General features: G+C 52.3%; 20 protein-coding genes. 17 read left to right on the plus strand and 3 right to left on the minus strand.

Annotated features, from left to right (window positions below):
* The first annotated feature begins 15 nt into the window (after positions 1–15).
* A complete protein-coding gene (gene ilvC / locus OGV75_RS01375; RefSeq protein ID WP_286480289.1) occupies positions 16–1491 on the plus strand; it encodes a ketol-acid reductoisomerase in 1476 nt (491 codons plus the stop codon).
* Positions 1492–1544: 53 nt separating this feature from the next.
* Here the strand turns inward: ilvC and ppiC are convergent, their stop codons facing one another.
* Entirely contained in the window at positions 1545–1826 is a 282-nt protein-coding gene (ppiC, locus tag OGV75_RS01380; RefSeq protein WP_016155104.1) for a peptidylprolyl isomerase PpiC, read from the minus strand.
* Between the two features lie 145 nt (positions 1827–1971).
* Here ppiC and rep point away from each other — a divergent pair, with 145 nt between their 5' ends.
* Complete coding sequence (rep, locus tag OGV75_RS01385) at positions 1972–3993, plus strand: DNA helicase Rep (RefSeq protein ID WP_016157836.1); 2022 nt, start codon at positions 1972–1974, stop codon at positions 3991–3993.
* Between the two features lie 47 nt (positions 3994–4040).
* On the opposite strand, the gene gppA is transcribed toward rep, so the two are convergent.
* Both gppA and rhlB read right to left on the minus strand, forming a co-directional pair.
* On the minus strand, positions 4041–5525 hold the full coding sequence (gppA, locus tag OGV75_RS01390; protein ID WP_016157837.1) for a guanosine-5'-triphosphate,3'-diphosphate diphosphatase: 1485 nt from the start codon (positions 5523–5525) through the stop codon (positions 4041–4043).
* An 8-nt stretch (positions 5526–5533) separates the two neighbouring features.
* Positions 5534–6802 carry an ATP-dependent RNA helicase RhlB gene (gene rhlB, locus OGV75_RS01395; RefSeq protein WP_003829013.1) on the minus strand — a complete coding sequence of 423 codons (1269 nt, stop codon included), beginning with the start codon at positions 6800–6802 and terminating at the stop codon, positions 5534–5536.
* A gap of 143 nt (positions 6803–6945) precedes the next feature.
* On the opposite strand from rhlB, the gene trxA reads away from it, so the two are divergent.
* The 15 genes from trxA (at position 6946) to wecG (ending at position 21905) form a co-directional block, all read left to right on the plus strand.
* Positions 6946–7275, plus strand: a complete 330-nt coding sequence (trxA, locus tag OGV75_RS01400) for a thioredoxin TrxA (RefSeq protein WP_001280776.1) — start codon at positions 6946–6948, stop codon at positions 7273–7275.
* A gap of 130 nt (positions 7276–7405) precedes the next feature.
* Positions 7406–7525 carry a rho operon leader peptide gene (locus OGV75_RS01405; RefSeq protein ID WP_049259789.1) on the plus strand — a complete coding sequence of 40 codons (120 nt, stop codon included), beginning with the start codon at positions 7406–7408 and terminating at the stop codon, positions 7523–7525.
* Positions 7526–7612: 87 nt separating this feature from the next.
* Positions 7613–8872: a transcription termination factor Rho gene (rho, locus tag OGV75_RS01410; RefSeq protein WP_002437993.1), complete on the plus strand. Its 1260-nt coding sequence runs from the start codon at positions 7613–7615 to the stop codon at positions 8870–8872.
* Positions 8873–9110: 238 nt separating this feature from the next.
* On the plus strand, positions 9111–10214 hold the full coding sequence (wecA, locus tag OGV75_RS01415; protein WP_053389656.1) for a UDP-N-acetylglucosamine--undecaprenyl-phosphate N-acetylglucosaminephosphotransferase: 1104 nt from the start codon (positions 9111–9113) through the stop codon (positions 10212–10214).
* A 12-nt stretch (positions 10215–10226) separates the two neighbouring features.
* Positions 10227–11273 (plus strand): ECA polysaccharide chain length modulation protein, encoded by a 1047-nt coding sequence (gene wzzE / locus OGV75_RS01420; RefSeq protein ID WP_286480290.1) that lies wholly within the window; start codon positions 10227–10229, stop codon positions 11271–11273.
* Positions 11274–11328: 55 nt separating this feature from the next.
* On the plus strand, positions 11329–12459 hold the full coding sequence (gene wecB, locus OGV75_RS01425; RefSeq protein WP_049282715.1) for a non-hydrolyzing UDP-N-acetylglucosamine 2-epimerase: 1131 nt from the start codon (positions 11329–11331) through the stop codon (positions 12457–12459).
* Positions 12456–13718, plus strand: a complete 1263-nt coding sequence (gene wecC, locus OGV75_RS01430; RefSeq protein WP_286480291.1) for a UDP-N-acetyl-D-mannosamine dehydrogenase — start codon at positions 12456–12458, stop codon at positions 13716–13718. Before wecB ends, wecC begins: the two co-directional genes overlap by 4 nt.
* Positions 13718–14785 (plus strand): dTDP-glucose 4,6-dehydratase, encoded by a 1068-nt coding sequence (gene rffG, locus OGV75_RS01435; RefSeq protein ID WP_109017235.1) that lies wholly within the window; start codon positions 13718–13720, stop codon positions 14783–14785. The genes wecC and rffG overlap by 1 nt, the downstream gene beginning before the upstream one ends.
* A 28-nt stretch (positions 14786–14813) precedes the next feature.
* Positions 14814–15695, plus strand: a complete 882-nt coding sequence (gene rfbA, locus OGV75_RS01440; RefSeq protein WP_016155112.1) for a glucose-1-phosphate thymidylyltransferase RfbA — start codon at positions 14814–14816, stop codon at positions 15693–15695.
* Positions 15673–16350 carry a dTDP-4-amino-4,6-dideoxy-D-galactose acyltransferase gene (gene rffC / locus OGV75_RS01445; RefSeq protein WP_286480293.1) on the plus strand — a complete coding sequence of 226 codons (678 nt, stop codon included), beginning with the start codon at positions 15673–15675 and terminating at the stop codon, positions 16348–16350. Before rfbA ends, rffC begins: the two co-directional genes overlap by 23 nt.
* A gap of 4 nt (positions 16351–16354) precedes the next feature.
* Positions 16355–17485 carry a dTDP-4-amino-4,6-dideoxygalactose transaminase gene (rffA, locus tag OGV75_RS01450; protein ID WP_016155114.1) on the plus strand — a complete coding sequence of 377 codons (1131 nt, stop codon included), beginning with the start codon at positions 16355–16357 and terminating at the stop codon, positions 17483–17485.
* 1 nt (position 17486) lies between these two features.
* A complete protein-coding gene (gene wzxE, locus OGV75_RS01455; protein WP_016157841.1) occupies positions 17487–18737 on the plus strand; it encodes a lipid III flippase WzxE in 1251 nt (416 codons plus the stop codon).
* A complete protein-coding gene (locus tag OGV75_RS01460; protein WP_053389657.1) occupies positions 18734–19813 on the plus strand; it encodes a TDP-N-acetylfucosamine:lipid II N-acetylfucosaminyltransferase in 1080 nt (359 codons plus the stop codon). Before wzxE ends, OGV75_RS01460 begins: the two co-directional genes overlap by 4 nt.
* Entirely contained in the window at positions 19810–21165 is a 1356-nt protein-coding gene (gene wzyE / locus OGV75_RS01465; protein ID WP_047358751.1) for an ECA oligosaccharide polymerase, read from the plus strand. The genes OGV75_RS01460 and wzyE overlap by 4 nt, the downstream gene beginning before the upstream one ends.
* Positions 21165–21905: a lipopolysaccharide N-acetylmannosaminouronosyltransferase gene (gene wecG / locus OGV75_RS01470; RefSeq protein ID WP_053389658.1), complete on the plus strand. Its 741-nt coding sequence runs from the start codon at positions 21165–21167 to the stop codon at positions 21903–21905. The genes wzyE and wecG overlap by 1 nt, the downstream gene beginning before the upstream one ends.
* Positions 21906–22003: the final 98 nt, after the last annotated feature.

Below are 22003 nucleotides of genomic sequence, written 5' to 3' on the forward strand. Positions count from 1 at the left end.
TCACGAGGTATCACCATGGCTAACTACTTTAATACACTGAACCTGCGTCAGCAGCTGGCGCAGCTGGGCAAATGTCGCTTTATGGGTCGCGACGAATTCGCCGATGGCGCAAGCTACCTTCAGGGTAAAAAAGTGGTCATCGTCGGGTGCGGTGCTCAGGGGCTTAACCAAGGCCTGAACATGCGCGACTCCGGTCTGGATATCTCCTACGCCCTGCGTAAAGAAGCGATTGCTGAGAAGCGCGCTTCCTGGCGCAAAGCGACCGAAAATGGCTTCAAAGTAGGTACCTACGAAGAGCTGATCCCGCAGGCAGATCTGGTGGTTAACCTGACCCCGGACAAACAGCACTCCGACGTTGTACGTTCCGTACAGCCGCTGATGAAAGATGGCGCGGCGCTGGGCTACTCCCACGGTTTCAACATCGTCGAAGTGGGCGAGCAGATCCGTAAAGATATCACTGTGGTGATGGTTGCGCCGAAGTGTCCGGGTACCGAAGTGCGTGAAGAGTACAAACGTGGTTTTGGTGTTCCAACCCTGATCGCCGTTCACCCGGAAAACGATCCGAAAGGCGAAGGCATGGCGATTGCCAAAGCATGGGCTGCGGCCACTGGCGGTCACCGTGCGGGCGTGCTGGAATCGTCCTTCGTTGCGGAAGTGAAATCTGACCTGATGGGCGAGCAGACAATTCTGTGCGGTATGCTGCAGGCAGGCTCTCTGCTGTGCTTCGACAAGCTGGTGGAAGGAGGTACTGACCCGGCTTACGCCGAAAAACTGATTCAGTTCGGCTGGGAAACCATCACCGAAGCGCTGAAGCAGGGCGGTATCACCCTGATGATGGATCGTCTGTCTAACCCAGCGAAACTGCGTGCTTATGCGCTGTCCGAACAGCTGAAAGAGATCATGGCGCCGCTGTTCCAGAAACACATGGATGACATTATCTCCGGCGAATTCTCTTCAGGCATGATGGCTGACTGGGCCAACGACGATAAGAAACTGCTGACCTGGCGTGAAGAGACCGGCAAAACCGCGTTCGAAACCGCGCCGCAGTTTGAAGGTAAAATTGGCGAGCAGGAGTACTTCGATAAAGGCGTGCTGATGATCGCGATGGTGAAGGCTGGCGTTGAGCTGGCGTTTGAAACCATGGTGGATTCCGGCATCATCGAAGAGTCTGCTTACTACGAATCACTGCACGAACTGCCGCTGATCGCGAACACCATCGCCCGTAAGCGCTTGTACGAAATGAACGTTGTCATTTCCGATACCGCAGAATACGGTAACTACCTGTTCTCTTACGCGTGCGTACCGCTGCTGAAAGAGTTCATGGCCACCCTGCAAACCGGAGATCTGGGCAAAGCGATTGCCGAAGGTGCAGTAGACAACGCGCAGCTGCGCGACGTAAACGATGCTATTCGCAGCCATGCTATCGAGAAAGTGGGCCAGAAACTGCGTGGCTATATGACTGATATGAAACGTATTGCTGTAGCTGGCTAAGAGGCTGCCATTCGGCAAAAAAAGCCCGGTGTTTGAACACACCGGGCTTTCTATTAGTTACGGTACAGCACTTTAATGATGTGGTAACCGAACTGAGTGTGCAGTGGGCCGGTTGGCTCCAGCACCGGGCAGGAGAACACCACTTTATCAAACGCCGGAACCATCTGGCCCTGACGGAATTCGCCTAAATCGCCGCCGCGTTTGCCCGACGGGCAGATAGAGTGTTTCTTCGCCAGTTTACCAAAATCGGCGCCATTTTTGATTTGTTCCAGAAGATCTAGAGCCAGTTTCTCTTCTTTAACAAGGATATGCACTGCTGATGCTGTTTTTGCCATGGTTTGTGCTCTGAGTTGAGTGATAAATCAGGGCGCAATAGTAGCATGTAATCCATGGTCTTCGACGATGGGCTATGACCGATCCCCCTGGCGTCACTTTCTGCTACAATCCACATCCCCGTGTTTACAGATTGAGCAATCCTCTATGCGTTTGAACCCCGGACAACAACAAGCCGTCGAATTCGTCACCGGACCTTGCCTGGTGCTGGCGGGAGCGGGTTCCGGTAAGACGCGTGTTATCACAAACAAAATCGCACATCTGATCCGTGAATGTGGCTATCAGGCACGACATATTGCGGCAGTAACCTTTACCAATAAGGCTGCGCGCGAGATGAAAGAGCGTGTGGCGCAAACGTTGGGTCGTAAAGAAGCGCGCGGGTTGATGATCTCTACTTTCCACACTCTGGGACTGGATGTCATTAAGCGTGAATACGCCGCGCTAGGGATGAAGTCGAACTTCTCGTTGTTTGATGATACTGACCAGGTGGCCCTGCTTAAGGAATTGACCGAAGGGCTAATTGAAGACGATAAACTTATCCTTCAACAGTTGATTTCAACGATCTCCAACTGGAAAAACGATCTGATGACCCCAGCGCAGGCGGCAGCCAGTGCAAAGGGTGAACGCGATCGTATTTTTGCCCACTGCTATGGTCTGTATGACGCGCATATGAAGGCGTGTAACGTCCTCGATTTTGACGATCTGATCCTGCTCCCCACGCTGCTGTTGCAGCGCAATGAAGAAGTACGTGAGCGTTGGCAAAACCGAATCCGCTACCTGCTGGTGGATGAATATCAGGATACCAACACCAGCCAGTACGAGTTGGTGAAGTTGCTGGTGGGGAAACGCGCGCGCTTTACCGTCGTGGGTGATGACGATCAGTCGATCTACTCCTGGCGCGGGGCACGTCCGCAGAACCTGGTACTGTTAAGCAAAGATTTTCCGGCGCTGCAGGTGGTGAAGCTGGAGCAAAACTATCGTTCATCAGGGCGTATCCTGAAGGCGGCGAACATCCTTATTGCTAACAACCCACACGTCTTTGAAAAACGGCTCTTTTCTGAGCTTGGCTACGGCGCTGAGCTGAAGGTGTTGAGTGCGAATAATGAAGAGCACGAAGCAGAACGCGTGACCGGGGAACTGATTGCCCATCACTTTGTGAACAAGACGCAGTATAAAGACTACGCCATCCTGTATCGCGGTAATCATCAGTCGCGAGTGTTCGAAAAGTTTCTGATGCAGAACCGCATCCCGTACAAAATTTCCGGCGGGACGTCGTTCTTCTCACGTCCGGAGATTAAAGATTTGCTGGCCTATCTGCGCGTGCTCAGCAACCCGGATGATGACAGTGCATTTTTGCGCATCGTAAATACGCCAAAGCGTGAAATCGGTCCGGCCACGCTGCAAAAGTTGGGGGAATGGGCGATGACGCGTAATAAAAGCCTGTTTACCGCCAGCTTTGATATGGGACTTAGCCAGACGCTAACCGGGCGCGGATATGATTCTCTGACCCGCTTTACGCACTGGCTGGGTGAAATTCAACGTCTGGCGGAGCGCGAGCCGGTTGCCGCCGTACGCGATCTGATCCACGGCATTGATTACGAATCCTGGCTGTATGAAACCTCGCCGAGCCCGAAAGCGGCCGAAATGCGTATGAAAAACGTCAACACGCTGTTCAGTTGGATGACGGAGATGCTGGAAGGTAGTGAGCTGGAAGAGCCAATGACCCTGACTCAGGTCGTTACCCGCTTTACCCTGCGCGACATGATGGAGCGCGGAGAGAGCGAAGAAGAGTTGGATCAGGTGCAGTTAATGACGCTGCATGCTTCAAAAGGACTGGAGTTCCCGTACGTATTTATGGTGGGAATGGAAGAAGGATTTTTGCCGCACCAGAGCAGCATTGATGAAGATAACATCGACGAAGAGCGTCGTCTGGCTTACGTCGGGATTACGCGCGCGCAGAAAGAACTTATCTTCACGCTGTGTAAAGAGCGCCGTCAGTACGGTGAACTGGTACGACCGGAACCGAGCCGGTTCCTGTTGGAACTACCACAAGATGACGTTATCTGGGAACAGGAGCGTAAAGTGGTGAGTGCCGAGGAGCGGATGCAAAAAGGGCAGGCCAGCATTGCTAATATTCGGGCAATGATGGCGAAAGCCAAAGAGAAATAGGTATTTTGTAGGCCGGATAAGCGTAAGCGCTATCCGGCAGCCAGCATCTAATGCACTTCCAGCGGCCAGTGGACATAGCTTTGCCACTGTATTTCCTGATCGATTAACTCTGTACCTAATGGATGATGTTCCAGCCAGCCTTCCGGTAGCGTTAACGTCAGATTCTCATCCTGAGCTTGCAGGGTGATATGTGGCACTAAATCGTCGCGACGGCGAGCGGCGAAAATGATCGCCAGGCGTAGCAAACGGCAAAGGTGCTCAGCGATGCGTGGTGGCACAGCGTTTTGCTGGTGGAGTGAAGAGAGATCGACCGGATTAGTTTGGTTGAGCAACAGCGTGGCTAACAGTTTTTTCTGCGCGGGAGTAAAGCCCGGGAGATCGAGATTACGTACCAGCCAGGCGGCATGCAGTGGCGCCTGCTTATACTCTACGCTCAGTCCTATTTCATGCAACTGACAGGCACTTTGCAGCAGTTCACGACTAATGGCTTCAAGATGCCACTCATCTTTCACCTGTTCGAGTAAATGTACAGCCAATTGCGTGACACGATTCGCCTGATCGGTGTCGACCATAAATCGACGCTGAATATTACGCAGCGTACGGCTGCGAATGTCCTGATCAACCGGTAAGTGCAGCATGCCGTAGACCAGACCTTCGCGTAGTGCGCCGCCGGCCAGAGTCATGCATTGAATATTCAGTTCGGTGAAAATGGCGATCAGAATGGCCAGTCCGCTGGGAAAAACCAGTGCGCGTTCCAGCGTTAACCCTTCTATTTCCAGCTCTTCCAGACGACCACAATGAATGGCGCGTTGTTTAAGCTGCTGAAGCTTGGCCAACGTAATGCGCTCATCCATGCCTTGCGCCATCATGATTTCCTGTAACGCCTGGACGGTGCCAGAGGCACCAACGCAAACTTTCCAGCCATGAAAACGCAGTTTGTCGGCGACCGGGCGCAGAACTTCGCGAGCCGCTTTCTCTGCTTCGTCAAAGTTTTCCTGTGCCAGATTACGATTGGTGAAATACCTTTCGAGCCAGGTGACGCAGCCCATTGACAGGCTGAACAGAGAGGTGGTTTGCGCGCCGGAGCCGGTAACCAGTTCAGTGCTGGCACCGCCAATATCAACGACAAGACGCTGATCGGCACCGCCGGTGGTGTGGGCAACACCTTGATAAATCAGCCGCGCTTCTTCTTCGCCGCTGATGACCTGGACAGGACAGCCGAGGATCTCTTGCGCTTTGGCGATAAACTCATCGGCGTTTACCGCGATGCGTAATGTTGCCGTGGCGACCACGCGGATTTGCGGCTGAGGGATATCCTGCAGGCGTTCAGCAAACAGGCGCAGGCATTGCCAGCCGCGCTCCATAGCTTCAGCGGAAAGAACGTTGTCGCTGTTGAGGCCAGCGGCCAGACGCACCTTGCGTTTAATACGCGTGAGCGTCTGAATGCTTCCCGCCACCTCGCGTACAACCAGCATATGAAAACTATTCGAGCCTAAATCAATTGCGGCGTACAGCGAAGTGGTTGTGAGCATATCTAACGTTAACCTGAACGACGACGATTACGCGGAGCACCACCGGTACGGCGTGGGCCATTGCCTGTGCGCGGACGCGTTAAGCGTAACGGCTTCGGCAGATCGGTCATCAGCGCATCCGGGTTGTACTTGCTGACCGGGATCGAGTGACCGATATAGGTCTCGATTGCTGGTAAATTCAGCGCGTATTCTTCACAGGCCAGGCTGATAGAGTGACCGCTTGCTCCGGCGCGACCGGTACGACCGATACGGTGAACGTAATCTTCACAGTCATCCGGCAGGTCATAGTTAAATACGTGCGTTACGGCTGGGATATGCAGACCACGCGCGGCGACATCCGTCGCAACGAGAATGTCGAGATCGCCACGGGTGAACTCATCAAGGATACGCAGACGTTTTTTCTGCGCCACGTCACCGGTCAACAGACCGACGCGATGACCGTCAGCGGCAAGGCTACCCCAGATATCTTCACAACGATGCTTGGTGTTAGCAAAGACGATGGCGCGATCTGGCCACTCTTCTTCAATCAGCGTTTGCAGTAAACGCATTTTCTCTTCGTTGGAAGGATAGAAGAGCTCTTCTTTTATACGGTGACCTGTCTTCTGTTCCGGTTCGACTTCAACGTACTCGGCGTTATTCATCTGTTCGAACGCCAGTTCGCGAACGCGGTAAGAGAGGGTTGCAGAAAACAGCATGTTCAGACGTTGGGTGGTTGGCGGCATACGACGGAACAGCCAACGGATATCTTTGATAAAGCCCAGATCGTACATACGATCGGCTTCATCCAGCACCACGACCTGAATCGCGCCCAGGTTAATGTGGTTCTGTTTTGCATAGTCGATGAGACGACCGGTCGTGCCGATAAGAATATCGACGCCGCTTTCCAGCACTTTCAGCTGTTTGTCGTAACCGTCGCCGCCATAAGCCAGGCCTAATTTCAAACCGGTGGTCTGTGCCAGCGGCTCGGCGTCAGCGTGGATCTGCACGGCTAACTCACGCGTTGGCGCCATAATTAACGCACGCGGTTGGTTCACCTTGCGATCGGCAATCGCGGGATGAGAGAGAAGATAATGAAACGTTGACGTCAGGAACGCCATCGTTTTTCCGGTACCGGTTTGCGCCTGCCCTGCAACATCACGACCTGCCAGCGTTAGCGGCAGCGCGAGGGCCTGAATGGGCGTGCAGTTATGAAAGCCTTTATTTTCAAGGGCTTCTATCACCTTTGGGTGCAGGGCGAAGTCGGAAAACTTCTGTTCTGTTAAATGTGTTTTGCTCATAGTGTGGTAGAATATCAGCTTACTATTGCTTTACGAAAGCGTATCCGGTGAAATAAAGTCAACCTTTAGTTGGTTAATGCTACATCAACACGTCGTTGATTAAGAGTACACCAACGCACCAGGCTTATTCCTGTGGAGTTAATATGAGCGATAAAATTATTCACCTGACTGACGACAGTTTTGACACGGATGTACTCAAAGCGGACGGAGCTATCCTCGTTGATTTCTGGGCAGAGTGGTGCGGTCCGTGCAAAATGATCGCTCCAATTCTGGATGAAATCGCTGACGAATATCAGGGCAAATTGACGGTTGCTAAACTGAACATTGACCAAAACCCAGGCACCGCGCCGAAGTATGGTATCCGTGGCATCCCGACCCTGCTGCTGTTTAAAAACGGCGAAGTTGCGGCGACTAAAGTCGGCGCACTATCCAAAGGTCAGTTGAAAGAATTCCTCGACGCTAATTTAGCGTAAGGAAGTCTCATGATCGGGCGACCATACTTCGAAATGATTCGGATGACTGGACGCCCGACTTGAGTCGTGCTAAGTTAGTGTTGACTTCGTATTAAACATACCTTATTAAGTTTGAATCTAGTTATATCCAATACTTCCCGTTGTTTCTCGCGCGAGAAGTGGACAGATTCCTGGCTTGTCACTCAATCCGTCTTGTCGTTTCAGTTCTGCGTACTTTCCTGTGACCAGACAGCGAACAGACATGAGTTGATGGCCGTAAACAGGCATGGATGACCCTGCCATACCATTCACAACATTAAGTTCGAGATTTACCCCAAGTTTAAGAACTCACACCATTATGAATCTTACCGAATTAAAGAATACGCCGGTTTCTGAGCTGATCACTCTCGGCGAAAATATGGGCCTTGAAAACCTGGCTCGTATGCGCAAGCAGGACATTATTTTTGCCATCCTGAAGCAGCACGCAAAGAGTGGCGAAGATATCTTTGGTGACGGTGTGCTGGAGATATTGCAGGATGGATTTGGTTTCCTCCGCTCTGCAGACAGCTCCTACCTCGCCGGTCCTGATGACATCTACGTTTCTCCCAGCCAAATCCGCCGTTTCAACCTCCGCACTGGTGATACCATCTCTGGTAAGATTCGCCCGCCGAAAGAAGGTGAACGCTACTTTGCGCTGTTGAAAGTTAACGAAGTTAACTACGACAAACCAGAAAATGCCCGTAACAAAATCCTCTTTGAGAACTTAACACCGCTGCACGCAAACTCTCGTCTGCGTATGGAACGTGGTAACGGTTCTACTGAAGACTTAACGGCGCGTGTACTGGATCTGGCATCACCGATCGGTCGTGGCCAACGTGGTCTGATTGTTGCTCCGCCGAAAGCAGGTAAAACCATGCTGCTGCAGAACATCGCGCAGAGCATTGCTTACAACCATCCGGACTGCGTGCTGATGGTGCTGCTGATTGACGAACGTCCGGAAGAAGTTACCGAGATGCAGCGTCTGGTGAAAGGTGAAGTGGTTGCGTCTACCTTTGACGAACCAGCCTCCCGCCACGTTCAGGTTGCGGAAATGGTTATCGAGAAGGCGAAACGTCTGGTTGAACACAAGAAAGACGTTATCATTCTGCTCGATTCCATTACCCGTCTGGCGCGTGCTTACAACACCGTGGTTCCGGCTTCCGGTAAAGTTCTGACCGGTGGTGTTGATGCCAATGCCTTGCATCGTCCGAAGCGTTTCTTCGGTGCGGCGCGTAACGTGGAAGAGGGCGGTAGCCTGACCATCATCGCGACTGCGCTGATCGATACCGGCTCTAAAATGGATGAAGTTATCTACGAAGAGTTTAAAGGTACCGGCAACATGGAACTGCATCTCTCTCGTAAGATTGCTGAAAAACGCGTCTTCCCGGCTATCGACTACAACCGTTCCGGTACCCGTAAAGAAGAGCTGCTCACCACTCAGGAAGAGCTGCAGAAAATGTGGATCCTGCGCAAAATCATCCATCCGATGGGTGAAATTGATGCCATGGAATTCCTCATTAACAAGCTGGCGATGACCAAGACTAACGACGACTTCTTCGATATGATGAAGCGTTCGTAATTCAGGTCTCATCCGAAAACGCCACGTTTTTACGTGGCGTTTTGCTTTTGTGGCTGTAATCTTAACGACACAATAACGATAATACGGTATGACATACCGCATGGCGAAGAAGGGTTGAAATTCGTATTTTGTGGTTGCTAATCATATAGAACCACCTGATATTGAGTCGGGTTTCTCTTCTGAATAATTGGCTGAATGGTTATACTTCGTGTATTGATATTCTCTGAGAGCATGTATAGTGAATTTATTGACAGCAAGTACTGATCTCATCAGTATTTTTTTATTCACAACGCTGTTTCTTTTCTTTGCCCGCAAGGTCGCGAAAAAGATTGGATTGGTGGATAAACCCAACTTCCGCAAACGTCATCAGGGACTGATTCCGCTGGTTGGAGGGATTTCGGTTTACGCAGGCATTTGCTTTACGTTTCTTATCGCCGATTACTATATCCCGCATGCTACTCTCTACCTGGGTTGTGCTGGTGTACTGGTGTTTATCGGTGCCCTGGACGATCGTTTTGATATCAGTGTAAAAATCCGCGCAACCATCCAGGCCCTTATCGGCATCATTATGATGACGGTGGGTAAACTCTATCTGCTAAGCCTTGGCTATATTTTCGGCCCTTGGGAGATGGTGCTCGGTCCTTTTGGATATTTCCTTACCCTGTTTGCCGTCTGGGCGGCAATAAACGCCTTCAATATGGTGGATGGGATTGATGGTCTGTTGGGTGGATTATCTAGCGTGTCATTCGCCGCTATGGGGCTTATCCTGTGGTTCGATGGTCAAACAAGCCTGGCCATCTGGTGTTTTGCCATGATCGCCGCCATTCTGCCTTACATCCTGCTGAATTTGGGTATTCTCGGACGCCGCTATAAAGTTTTTATGGGGGATGCGGGCAGTACGCTGATTGGCTTCACGGTGATTTGGATCCTGCTGGAGACTACCCAGGGGCCAACGCATCCTATCAGCCCGGTCACCGCTTTGTGGATTATTGCCATTCCGTTAATGGATATGGTGGCAATTATGTATCGTCGCTTACGCAAGGGCATGAGCCCTTTCTCCCCGGATCGCCAACATATTCACCATTTAATCATGCGCGCCGGATTTACCTCCCGACAGGCTTTTGTCCTGATTACCCTGGCTGCAGCTATTCTGGCATCTATTGGCGTGCTGGCTGAATATTCTCGCATTGTCCCGGAGTGGGTGATGTTGGTGTTTTTTTTACTGGCGTTTGTCTTGTACGACATCTGTATTAAACGGGCCTGGAAGGTAGCGAGATTTATCAAACGTTTGAAGCGCAAGTTGCGTAGAAACCGTGAAAGTAAACCAGACTTAACCAAATAAATTGAGGGTACGATGAGACAACCATTACCGGGGGAAAACGCCGTGAGCGCTGAAAATGAACTGGATATCCGTGGGTTGTTTCGTACCTTGTGGTCAGGGAAGGTGTGGATCGTCGGTATGGCTCTCGCCTTCGCGATAGCGGCACTCGCCTATACGTTTTTTGCGCGTCAGGAGTGGAGCGCCACGGCGATTACTGACAGGCCAACGGTCAATATGTTGGGTGGCTTTTACTCTCAACAACAGTTTTTACGCAACCTGGATATTAAGGCCAGTCTTGCGTCCACGGACCAACCGTCAGTAATGGATGAGGCCTATAAAGAATTCATTATGCAGCTTGCCTCCTGGGATACACGCCGAGAATTCTGGCAGCAGACTGATTACTATAAGCAGCGTATGGTCGGTAATAGCAAAGCCGATGCGGCGATGCTGGATGAACTGATCAATAACATTCAGTTTTTGCCTGGCGATACGCTGCGTAATACCAATGACAGCGTGAAGCTGATTGCCGAGACGGCTCCTGATGCCAACAATTTGCTGCGCCAGTACGTCGCGTTTGCCAGCCAACGCGCGGCACGTCATCTGAATGATGAGTTAAAAGGCGCATGGGCCGCACGCACTGTGCAGATGAAAGCGCAGGTCAAACGTCAGGAAGAAGTGGCAAAATCCATTTTCTCTCGCCGCGTCCACAGCATTGAACAAGCGCTTAAAATTGCTGAGCAGCATAATATTTCGCGTACTTCCACAGATGTTCCAGCTGATGAATTACCGGATTCAGAATTGTTCTTACTCGGACGTCCTATGTTGCAGGCGCGACTTGAGAATCTGCAGTCAATTGGTCCGGATTTCGATCTGGACTATTTCCAGAACAGGGCAATGCTGAACACCCTGAACGTTGGACCAACTTTAGATCCGCGTTTTCAGACCTATCGTTATTTGAGAACGCCGGAAGAGCCGGTAAAACGTGACAGCCCTCGTCACGCCTTCCTGATGATTATGTGGGGTATCGTTGGGGCTCTGATCGGTGCTGGTGTCGCGTTAACCCGTCGCCGTACGATTTAGCAATGCCGTTGCAGTGAGGGGCTGGGCCCTCACTGCCAATCCGAAGAGAATCGATGTGAAAGTACTGACTGTATTTGGTACGCGACCGGAGGCCATTAAGATGGCTCCTCTGGTTCATGCGCTGGAAAAAGATCCTGATTTTGAGGCGAAAGTTTGCGTTACGGCGCAGCATCGGGAGATGCTCGATCAGGTGTTGAATCTTTTTTCCATTGTACCTGACTACGATCTCAATATTATGCAGCCAGGTCAGGGACTAACAGAAATAACCTGCCGCATCCTGGAAGGGTTAAAGCCTATTTTGGCTGAATTCAAACCCGATGTGGTGTTGGTTCATGGTGATACCACAACCACGATTGCTACCAGTCTGGCCGCGTTCTATCAGCGCATCCCGGTGGGGCATGTAGAGGCTGGTTTACGTACAGGCGATCTCTATTCACCATGGCCGGAAGAGGCTAATCGTACGCTGACCGGGCGTCTGGCAATGTATCATTTTGCCCCAACAGAAAACTCGCGCCAAAATCTGTTACGAGAAGCTATCCCTGATGATCGTATTTTCGTCACGGGTAATACGGTTATTGACGCGTTGATCTGGGTTCGGGATCGCGTACTGGGAAATGAGACGCTGCGTGCGGATCTGGCCGAACGTTATCCTTTCCTGGATGCTGATAAAAAGATGATCCTGGTGACCGGTCATCGTCGGGAAAGCTTCGGTCTCGGTTTTGAGCAAATCTGTCATGCCCTGGCGGAAATAGCCGCGTCTAACCAAAATGTGCAGATTGTCTATCCGGTACACCTGAACCCTAACGTCAGTGAGCCGGTCAATCGCATCCTGGGTCACGTTGAAAATGTGGTGTTGATTGAACCGCAGGACTACCTGCCATTCGTATGGCTGATGAATCACGCCTGGCTGATCCTTACTGATTCCGGCGGGATTCAGGAAGAAGCGCCGTCTCTGGGGAAACCTGTGCTGGTGATGCGTGAAACAACGGAGCGCCCGGAAGCTATTACCGCAGGGACTGTACGCCTGGTAGGTACAGACCCACAGCGGATTGTTGAAGAAGTCACGCGTTTGCTGCATGACGACAATGAATATCAGATCATGAGCCGCGCCCATAATCCGTATGGAGACGGGCTGGCATGTGACCGCATTTTAGATGCATTAAAAAATAATCGGATATCGCTATGAGTTTTACGACCATTTCTGTCATTGGGTTGGGTTATATCGGACTGCCAACGGCGGCTGCCTTTGCTTCCCGTCAAAAACACGTAATTGGCGTAGATATAAATCAACATGCGGTGGATACCATTAATCGCGGCGAAATTCACATCGTTGAGCCCGATCTGGGGGCGGTGGTGAAAACGGCGGTCGAAAATGGGTTTTTACGTGCGAGCGCGACACCCGTAGATGCTGATGCGTATCTGATTGCGGTGCCTACCCCATTCAAGGGAGATCATGAACCCGATATGGTCTACGTAGAAGCCGCGGCGAAATCTATTGCGCCAGTTTTGAAAAAAGGCGCATTGGTGATTCTGGAATCCACCTCACCTGTCGGGGCAACTGAACAGATGGCCGCATGGCTTGCAGAAATGCGGGCTGACCTGACTTTCCCGCAGCAGGTCGGTGAACAGGCGGACGTTAACATTGCTTATTGCCCAGAGCGCGTACTGCCGGGTCAGGTAATGGTCGAACTGATTAAAAACGATCGGGTGATTGGAGGAATGACCTCCGTCTGTTCCGCGCGCGCCAGCGAGCTGTACAACATCTTTCTCGAAGGCGAATGTGTGGTAACCAACGCCCGCACTGCAGAAATGTGTAAGCTGACGGAAAATAGCTTTCGCGATGTCAATATCGCCTTCGCCAATGAACTGTCGCTGATTTGTGCCGATCAGGGGATCAACGTCTGGGAACTGATTCGCCTGGCAAACCGGCATCCACGCGTGAATATTTTGCAGCCCGGCCCTGGCGTAGGTGGACACTGTATCGCGGTCGATCCGTGGTTTATCGTGGCGCAGAACCCGCAGCAGGCGAAATTGATCCGCACCGCGCGCGAGGTAAACGATGGTAAACCGCATTGGGTGGTCGATCGGGTAAAGGCTGCCGTAGCCGACTGTCTGGCGGATGCCAACAAACGGGCTAGCGAAGTGAAAATTGCCTGTTTTGGTCTGGCATTCAAACCCAATATTGACGATTTGCGTGAAAGCCCGGCGATGGGAATTGCGCAGAATATTGCGCAATGGCACAAAGGCGAAATGCTGGTGGTGGAACCGAACATCCATCAACTGCCGAAAAAACTGGATGGTCTTTGCCAACTGGCGACGCTGGACGATGCTCTGGCACGTGCTGATGTGTTGGTCATGCTGGTTGACCATAATGAATTTAAAGCCATCAAAGGCGATGCGGTTCAACAGCATTACATCGTTGATACCAAAGGGGTCTGGCGCTAATGAAACGAATTCTGGTTACCGGTGGAGCGGGATTTATCGGCTCGGCGGTTGTGCGACACATCATTCATGATACCGAGGATGCGGTGGTTGTGGTCGATAAGTTGACCTACGCCGGAAACCTGATGTCGCTGGAGTCGGTTGCGCAGAATTCCCGTTTTGCCTTTGAGAAAGTGGATATTTGCGATCGGGCATCGCTCGACAAGGTGTTTCAACAATATCAGCCGGACTGCGTGATGCATCTGGCTGCAGAAAGCCATGTCGATCGTTCAATTGATGGTCCGGCCGCCTTTATCGAAACCAACATTGTGGGAACCTACACGCTGTTGGAAGCGGCGCGCGCTTACTGGAGTACATTAGCCAGCGAGGAAAAATTGGCGTTTCGTTTCCACCATATCTCGACTGACGAGGTGTATGGCGATCTCCATTCCACAGATGATTTCTTCACCGAAACCACGCCGTATGCGCCGAGCAGCCCTTATTCCGCGTCGAAAGCCAGCAGCGATCATCTGGTTCGCGCCTGGCTGCGTACCTACGGTCTGCCAACGCTGATTACCAACTGTTCCAATAACTATGGTCCGTACCATTTCCCGGAAAAACTGATTCCGCTGATGATCCTCAACGCACTGGCGGGCAAACCGTTGCCGGTATATGGCAATGGTCAACAGATCCGTGACTGGTTGTATGTAGAAGATCACGCCAGGGCGCTCTATTGCGTGGCGACGACGGGCGCGGTTGGGGAAACCTATAATATTGGTGGCCATAACGAGCGTAAAAACCTGGATGTTGTCGAAACGGTTTGCAGCCTGTTGGAAGAGCTGGCTCCGCATAAACCGCAGGGCATCGCGCAGTATCGCGACTTGATCGCTTTTGTGGACGATCGCCCAGGCCATGATTTACGTTACGCCATTGATGCTTCAAAAATTGCGCGTGAACTCGGGTGGATGCCGCAGGAAACGTTTGAAAGTGGAATGCGCAAAACCGTGCAGTGGTATCTGGATAATCAGGCATGGTGGAAACCCGTGCAGGACGGCAGTTACCAGGGCGAACGTTTAGGTCTGAAGGGCTAACCGCCTGGTTTTGCGGAGGAGACAACGCATGAAAGGTATCATTCTGGCGGGTGGCTCAGGTACTCGCCTGTATCCCATTACGCGGGGCGTATCGAAGCAACTATTGCCCATTTACGATAAGCCGATGATTTACTACCCGCTATCGGTACTGATGCTGGCGGGAATTCGCGAAATCCTGATTATCACCACTCCGGAAGATAAAGGCTATTTCCAGCGTTTGCTGGGCGATGGTTCTGAGTTTGGCATTGAACTGCACTATGCTGAGCAACCGAGCCCGGATGGATTAGCGCAGGCTTTTATTATCGGTGAAACGTTTCTTAACGGTGAACCATCGTGCCTGGTGTTAGGGGACAACATCTTCTTTGGTCAAGGATTCAGTCCAAAACTGCGTCATGTGGCCGCCAGAACGCAAGGCGCGACGGTGTTTGGCTATCAGGTCATGGACCCTGAACGTTTTGGTGTTGTTGAGTTTGATGACAATTTTCGCGCAGTCTCTCTGGAAGAGAAGCCGAAAGCGCCGAAATCTAATTGGGCGGTGACAGGGCTCTATTTTTATGACAGCAAAGTGGTGGAATACGCGAAACGCGTGAAACCTTCTGAGCGTGGGGAGCTGGAGATTACGTCTATCAACCAGATGTATCTTGATGACGGACATCTGACGGTTGAATTGCTTGGGCGTGGCTTTGCTTGGCTGGATACCGGTACGCATGACAGTTTGATCGAAGCGAGCACTTTTGTGCAGACGGTGGAGAAACGCCAGGGCTTTAAAATAGCCTGTCTGGAAGAAATCGCCTGGCGTAACGGTTGGCTGGATGACGAAGGCGTGAAGCGTGCCGCCAGTTCACTGGCCAAAACGGGTTATGGTCAATACCTGCTGGAGCTGCTCCGTGCTCGTCCGCGCCAGTATTGAGCCGCTTAGCTGGGAAAATACGTTCTTTGGCGTGAATAGCGCCATTGTCCGTTTTGACCAACGCGCACCGGTTCTAACTGCGGATGCGTTGCTGCCCTGGTCGCGTGTACAAGCAAAAATACTTGCCGCAAATAGCCATGAATTAGATGCTCTGCAGCATTTGGGTTTCTCACTGGTAGAAGGTGAAGTCGATTTTGTACTGCCGGTGACGTGTGCCAGCGGCAACCCCGGTGCGCAGGTCGCGCAACCTACGGATATCCCGGTATTACGCCATCTGGCAGGACAGGCATTTGCGCAAAGCCGTTTTCGCGCCCCGTGGTATGCCGAAGATGCCAGCGCGCGTTTCTACGCACAGTGGATTGAAAACGCGGTGCTGGGGACGTTTGATCATCAGTGCCTCGTTTTTCGTAAACCGACTGGTGAGATTCGTGGCTATGTCTCGCTGCGTGAACTGAATGCGACCGAGGCGAGAATTGGCCTGCTGGCCGGGCGTGGTGCGGGTGCAGAACTGATGCAGGCCGCGCTTTACTGGGCACAGGCCCGCGGTAAAACAACATTGCGCGTGGCGACCCAAATGGGCAACACCGCCGCGCTTAAACGTTATATACACAGTGGTGCGAATGTGGAAAGCACCGCGTATTGGTTATACAGGTGACACGATGATTCCATTTAATGCACCGCCGGTGGTGGGAACTGAACTCGATTACATGCAGTCTGCGATGAATAGCGGCAAACTGTGTGGTGACGGTGGCTTTACCCGTCGCTGTCAGCAGTGGCTGGAGCAGCATTTTGGCAGTGAGAAAGTGCTGCTGACGCCTTCCTGCACCGCATCGCTTGAGATGGCGGCATTGTTGCTGGACATCCAGCCTGGCGATGAAGTCATTATGCCGAGCTACACGTTTGTCTCGACGGCCAATGCCTTCGTGTTGCGCGGCGCGAAAATTGTCTTTGTTGATATCCGCCCGGATACCATGAACATTGACGAAACGCTGATTGAAGCGGCGATCACCGATAAAACCCGCGCTATTGTGCCGGTACATTACGCGGGCGTGGCCTGCGAAATGGATACCATCATGGGGCTGGCCACTAAACATAACCTGTATGTGGTGGAAGATGCCGCCCAGGGCGTCATGTCGACCTACAAGGGGCGTGCGCTGGGTACGATTGGTCACATCGGCTGCTTTAGCTTCCATGAGACCAAAAACTATACCGCAGGCGGGGAAGGTGGAGCGACGCTGATTAATGATAAAAAATTAGTCGAGCGCGCAGAGATCATCCGTGAAAAAGGGACTAACCGTAGTCAGTTTTTCCGCGGCCAGGTAGATAAGTATACCTGGCGTGATATCGGTTCCAGCTATTTGATGTCCGATCTGCAGGCGGCTTATCTGTGGGCGCAGTTGGAAGCGGCTGATCGTATTAACCAGCAGCGTCTGGCGCTGTGGCAAAAGTATTACGATGCCCTGGAACCGCTGGCGCGTGCCGGACGTATTGAGCTGCCTTCGATACCGGAGGGTTGCGTACAGAATGCCCATATGTTTTACATCAAACTGCGTGATATCGACGATCGCACTGCGTTGATTAACTTCCTGAAAGAAGCTGAAATTATGGCGGTGTTCCACTATATCCCGCTGCATGATTGCCCGGCTGGCGATAAATTCGGCGTGTTTGCCGGTGTTGATCGTTACACCACCAAAGAGAGCGAACGCCTGCTGCGTTTACCGCTGTTCTACAATCTGTCGCCGGTGAACCAGCGAACAGTCATTACGACCTTACTCAACTACTTCGCCTGATATGTCGCTTGCAAAAGCGTCCTTATGGACGGCGGCCAGTACGCTGGTAAAAATTGGTGCAGGTTTGCTGGTTGTGAAGTTGCTGGCGGTGTCGTTTGGACCTGCAGGCGTGGGGCAGGCGGGTAACTTCCGCCAGATGGTCACCGTGCTTGGCGTGTTGGCGGGGGCCGGCATTTTCAATGGCGTCACGAAATACGTTGCGCAGCATCATGACGATCCGGCCCGGCTCCGTAAGGTGGTTGGTACATCTTCCGCGATGGTGCTGGGATTCTCTACGCTGATGGCGGTGATTTTTTTGCTGGCGGCCGCACCTATCAGTCAGGGATTATTTGGTCATACTCATTATCAGGGGCTGGTTCGACTGGTTGCGCTGGTACAGATGGGCATTGCCTGGGCGAACCTGCTGCTGGCGCTGATGAAGGGCTTCCGCGATGCGGCGGGTAACGCGCTGTCGTTGATTGTGGGGAGCCTGGTGGGTGTAGCGGCTTATTATGGCTGTTATCGCCTGGGAGGGTATGAAGGCGCCTTGCTGGGCCTGGCGCTGGTACCTGCGCTGGTCGTAATCCCTGCCGCGATAATGCTGATTAAGCGTGGGGCGATCCCCCTGCATTACCTGAAACCTTCGTGGGATAACGGTCTGGCAGGGCAGTTAAGCAAGTTTACGCTGATGGCGCTGATTACCTCCGTAACGCTGCCAGTGGCATACGTGATGATGCGAAACCTGTTGGCGGCGCAGTACAGCTGGGATGATGTGGGGATCTGGCAGGGGGTGAGCAGTATCTCCGATGCTTATCTGCAATTCATCACCGCCTCATTCAGCGTTTACTTGCTGCCGACGTTGTCGCGTTTGACTGAAAAGCGCGACATTACACGCGAAGTGATCAAGTCGTTGAAATTCGTGCTGCCGGCGGTTGCTGCCGCAAGCTTTACCGTCTGGCTACTGCGCGATTTTGCTATCTGGCTGCTTTTCTCCGCTAAATTCACCGCCATGCGCGACCTGTTCGCCTGGCAACTGGTCGGTGATGTGCTGAAAGTCGGCGCCTATGTTTTCGGTTATCTGGTGATCGCGAAAGCGTCGCTGCGGTTTTATATCTTGGCAGAAATTAGCCAGTTCATGTTATTGACGGCGTTTGCACATTGGCTGATCCCTGCACATGGTGCGCTGGGCGCGGCACAGGCTTACATGGCAACGTACATTGTCTATTTCTCTCTTTGTTGTGGCGTGTTTTTACTCTGGCGTAGGCGGGTATGACTGTACTGATTCACGTTCTGGGATCGGATATCCCTCACCATAACCAAACCGTGCTGCGGTTTTTCAACGACTCGCTGGCCGCGATGAGCGAGCACGCGCGCACGTTTATGGTTGCAGGTCAGGATGCCGGATTCAGAGAGAACTGCCCGGCGTTATCGCTAAGCTTCTATGGTGGGAAAAAGGCGCTGGCTGAAGCGGTTATCGCGAAAGCAAAAGCGGATCGCCAACAGCGTTTTTTCTTCCACGGTCAGTTCAACACCAGCCTGTGGTTAGCGCTGCTGAGCGGGGGAATTAAACCGGAGCAGTTTTACTGGCATATCTGGGGCGCGGATTTATATGAAGTCTCCAGTGGACTGAAATTTCGCCTGTTTTACCCCATTCGCCGTATGGCGCAGAATCGTGTGGGCTGCGTATTTGCCACGCGGGGTGATTTGAGCTATTTCGCCGAACAGCATCCGCGCGTGCGTGGCGAGTTGCTCTATTTCCCAACGCGGATGGATCCCTCGCTCAATAATATGAGCAACGCGTGTCAGCGCAGCGGCAAGATGACGGTGCTGGTTGGCAACTCTGGCGATCGCAGCAATGAGCATATTGCCGCGCTACGCGCCGTCCATCAGCAGTTCGGCGACACGGTGAATGTGATTGTGCCGATGGGGTACCCCGCCAATAATGCGGCTTATATCGACGAGGTTCGTCAGGCCGGCCTGGCATTGTTTAGCGCTGAGAATCTGCAAATTTTAAGTGAAAAGCTGGAATTTGATGCCTATCTGACATTATTACGTCAGTGTGATTTGGGTTACTTTATTTTTGCCCGTCAGCAGGGGATCGGTACCCTGTGTTTGCTGATTCAGGCCGGTATCCCGTGCGTGCTCAACCGTGAAAATCCCTTCTGGCAGGATATGGTGGAACAGAATCTCCCGGTGTTATTTACCACTGATGAGCTCAGTGAAGGCGTCGTACGCGAAGCGCAGCGCCAGTTGGCATCGGTAGATAAAAATTCAATCACCTTCTTTAGCCCGAATTATCTGCAGCCGTGGCACAACGCGTTGCGTATTGCTTCAGGAGAAACCGTATGAGCCTGATGCAATTTAGCGGTCTGCTGGTGGTATGGCTGCTCTCCACCTTGTTTATCGCCACGCTGACCTGGTTTGAATTCCGCCGCGTGCGTTTTAACTTCAATGTTTTCTTCTCACTGCTGTTTTTGCTGACGTTCTTCTTCGGGTTCCCGTTGACCAGCATACTGGTGTTCCGTTTTGATGTGGCAGTTGCTCCGCCGGAGATCCTGCTGCAGGCCTTGCTGTCAGCCGCCTGTTTCTATGCCGTCTACTACGTGACGTATAAAACACGCCTTCGCAAGCGAGTCGAGGATAAGCCACGCAGGCCGCTATTTACCATCAATCGCGTTGAAGCGCATTTGACCTGGGTTATCCTGATGGCGATTGCATTGGTGAGCGTGGGCGTCTTCTTTATGCACAACGGATTCCTGCTGTTCAGACTGCAATCCTACAGCCAAATTTTTTCCAGTGAAGTCTCTGGGGTCGCTCTGAAGCGTTTCTTCTACTTCTTCATTCCGGCAATGCTGGTGGTCTATTTCCTGCGTCAGGACAGCAAAGCGTGGTTATTCTTCCTGGTGAGTACCGTCGCGTTTGGTTTGCTGACCTATATGATTGTTGGCGGGACGCGCGCCAATATCATCATTGCGTTTGCCATCTTCTTGTTTATCGGCATCATTCGCGGCTGGATTTCGCTGTGGATGCTAGCCGCCGCGGGCGTGCTGGGTATCGTCGGGATGTTCTGGCTGGCGCTGAAGCGCTATGGGATGAACGTTAGCGGCGACGAGGCGTTCTATACCTTCCTGTACCTCACGCGCGACACCTTCTCGCCGTGGGAGAATCTGGCGCTGTTGCTGCAAAATTACCACAATATTGAGTTTCAGGGGCTGGCGCCGATTGTCCGTGACTTCTACGTCTTTATCCCTTCCTGGCTGTGGCCTGGGCGGCCGAGTATTGTCCTCAACTCAGCGAACTACTTTACCTGGGAAGTGTTGAACAACCACTCAGGTCTGGCGATTTCGCCGACGTTAATTGGTTCACTGGTGGTGATGGGCGGGGCGCTGTTTATCCCGTTAGGCGCGATTGTCGTTGGACTCATCATCAAGTGGTTTGACTGGCTGTATGAGTTAGGCAACTGCGAAACCAATCGCTACAAGGCGGCGATTCTGCACAGTTTCTGTTTTGGCGCTATTTTCAATATGATCGTGTTGGCACGTGAAGGGCTGGATTCGTTTGTCTCGCGAGTGGTCTTTTTCCTCGTGATTTTCGGCGTGTGTCTGCTGGTGGCAAAACTGCTGTTTTGGCTATTCGATAGTGCGGGACTCATCCATAAACGAATCAAATCGCTGCCCCGGACACAGATTGAAGGATCGTAATGACAGATAACACAACTGCGCCACTCTACTCGCTGCGCGGGCTACAATTGATTGGCTGGCGCGATATGCAGCATGCGCTAAATTACCTGTTTGCCGAGGGACATCTCAGGTCAGGAACGCTGGTGGCAATCAACGCTGAGAAGATGCTGACGGCAGAAGATAACCCTGAAGTGCGGGATCTGATCAACGCCGCTGAGTTCAAATATGCGGATGGGATTAGCGTGGTGCGCTCAGTGCGCAAAAAATTTCCGCAGGCGCAGGTTTCACGCGTGGCAGGGGCTGATCTTTGGGAAGCGCTTATGGCGCGAGCCGGGCAGGAAGGAACGCCTGTTTTCCTGATTGGTGGCAAGCCTGAAGTTCTGGCGCAAACGGAAACCAAACTGCGTGCCCAGTGGCGCGTGAACATTGTAGGCAGTCAGGACGGTTATTTTACCCCGGACCAGCGTCAGGCATTGTTTGAACGTATCCACGCTAGCGGTGCGCAGATTGTGACGGTGGCGATGGGCTCGCCGAAACAAGAGATCTTTATGCGTGACTGCCGGAAGATTCACCCTGAAGCGCTGTATATGGGCGTCGGTGGTACCTACGACGTCTTTACCGGTCACGTTAAGCGTGCGCCGCGAATCTGGCAGAGTCTGGGGCTGGAGTGGCTGTATCGCTTATTGTCGCAGCCAAGCCGTATCACTCGTCAACTTCGCTTATTACGCTATCTCCGCTGGCACTATACCGGCAACCTCTGACGCCCTCCCTCCTTTGATAAGTAGCGTGATCTGCTAATTACGCTACTTATTCACAACATAATCGCTGCTTTCTCGCACAATCTATTTATTTTTTGAAT

It is taken from the genome of Citrobacter sp. Cb028, from assembly GCF_030336705.1.
GTDB classification, from domain to species: domain Bacteria; phylum Pseudomonadota; class Gammaproteobacteria; order Enterobacterales; family Enterobacteriaceae; genus Citrobacter; species Citrobacter braakii.

Bases quoted from the DNA above. Each gene is read 5' to 3' on its own strand.
- rfbA (WP_016155112.1), top strand. From the start codon at position 14,814: ATGAAAGGTATCATTCTGGCGGGTGGCTCAGGTACTCGCCTGTATCCC.
- rho (WP_002437993.1), top strand. From the start codon at position 7,613: ATGAATCTTACCGAATTAAAGAATACGCCGGTTTCTGAGCTGATCACT.
- wzxE (WP_016157841.1), top strand. From the start codon at position 17,487: ATGTCGCTTGCAAAAGCGTCCTTATGGACGGCGGCCAGTACGCTGGTA.
- rffA (WP_016155114.1), top strand. From the start codon at position 16,355: ATGATTCCATTTAATGCACCGCCGGTGGTGGGAACTGAACTCGATTAC.
- gppA (WP_016157837.1), bottom strand. From the start codon at position 5,525: ATGCTCACAACCACTTCGCTGTACGCCGCAATTGATTTAGGCTCGAAT.
- OGV75_RS01460 (WP_053389657.1), top strand. From the start codon at position 18,734: ATGACTGTACTGATTCACGTTCTGGGATCGGATATCCCTCACCATAAC.
- wecG (WP_053389658.1), top strand. From the start codon at position 21,165: ATGACAGATAACACAACTGCGCCACTCTACTCGCTGCGCGGGCTACAA.
- rffG (WP_109017235.1), top strand. From the start codon at position 13,718: ATGAAACGAATTCTGGTTACCGGTGGAGCGGGATTTATCGGCTCGGCG.
- rhlB (WP_003829013.1), bottom strand. From the start codon at position 6,802: ATGAGCAAAACACATTTAACAGAACAGAAGTTTTCCGACTTCGCCCTG.
- ilvC (WP_286480289.1), top strand. From the start codon at position 16: ATGGCTAACTACTTTAATACACTGAACCTGCGTCAGCAGCTGGCGCAG.
- wzzE (WP_286480290.1), top strand. From the start codon at position 10,227: ATGAGACAACCATTACCGGGGGAAAACGCCGTGAGCGCTGAAAATGAA.
- wzyE (WP_047358751.1), top strand. From the start codon at position 19,810: ATGAGCCTGATGCAATTTAGCGGTCTGCTGGTGGTATGGCTGCTCTCC.
- ppiC (WP_016155104.1), bottom strand. From the start codon at position 1,826: ATGGCAAAAACAGCATCAGCAGTGCATATCCTTGTTAAAGAAGAGAAA.
- rep (WP_016157836.1), top strand. From the start codon at position 1,972: ATGCGTTTGAACCCCGGACAACAACAAGCCGTCGAATTCGTCACCGGA.
- trxA (WP_001280776.1), top strand. From the start codon at position 6,946: ATGAGCGATAAAATTATTCACCTGACTGACGACAGTTTTGACACGGAT.
- wecC (WP_286480291.1), top strand. From the start codon at position 12,456: ATGAGTTTTACGACCATTTCTGTCATTGGGTTGGGTTATATCGGACTG.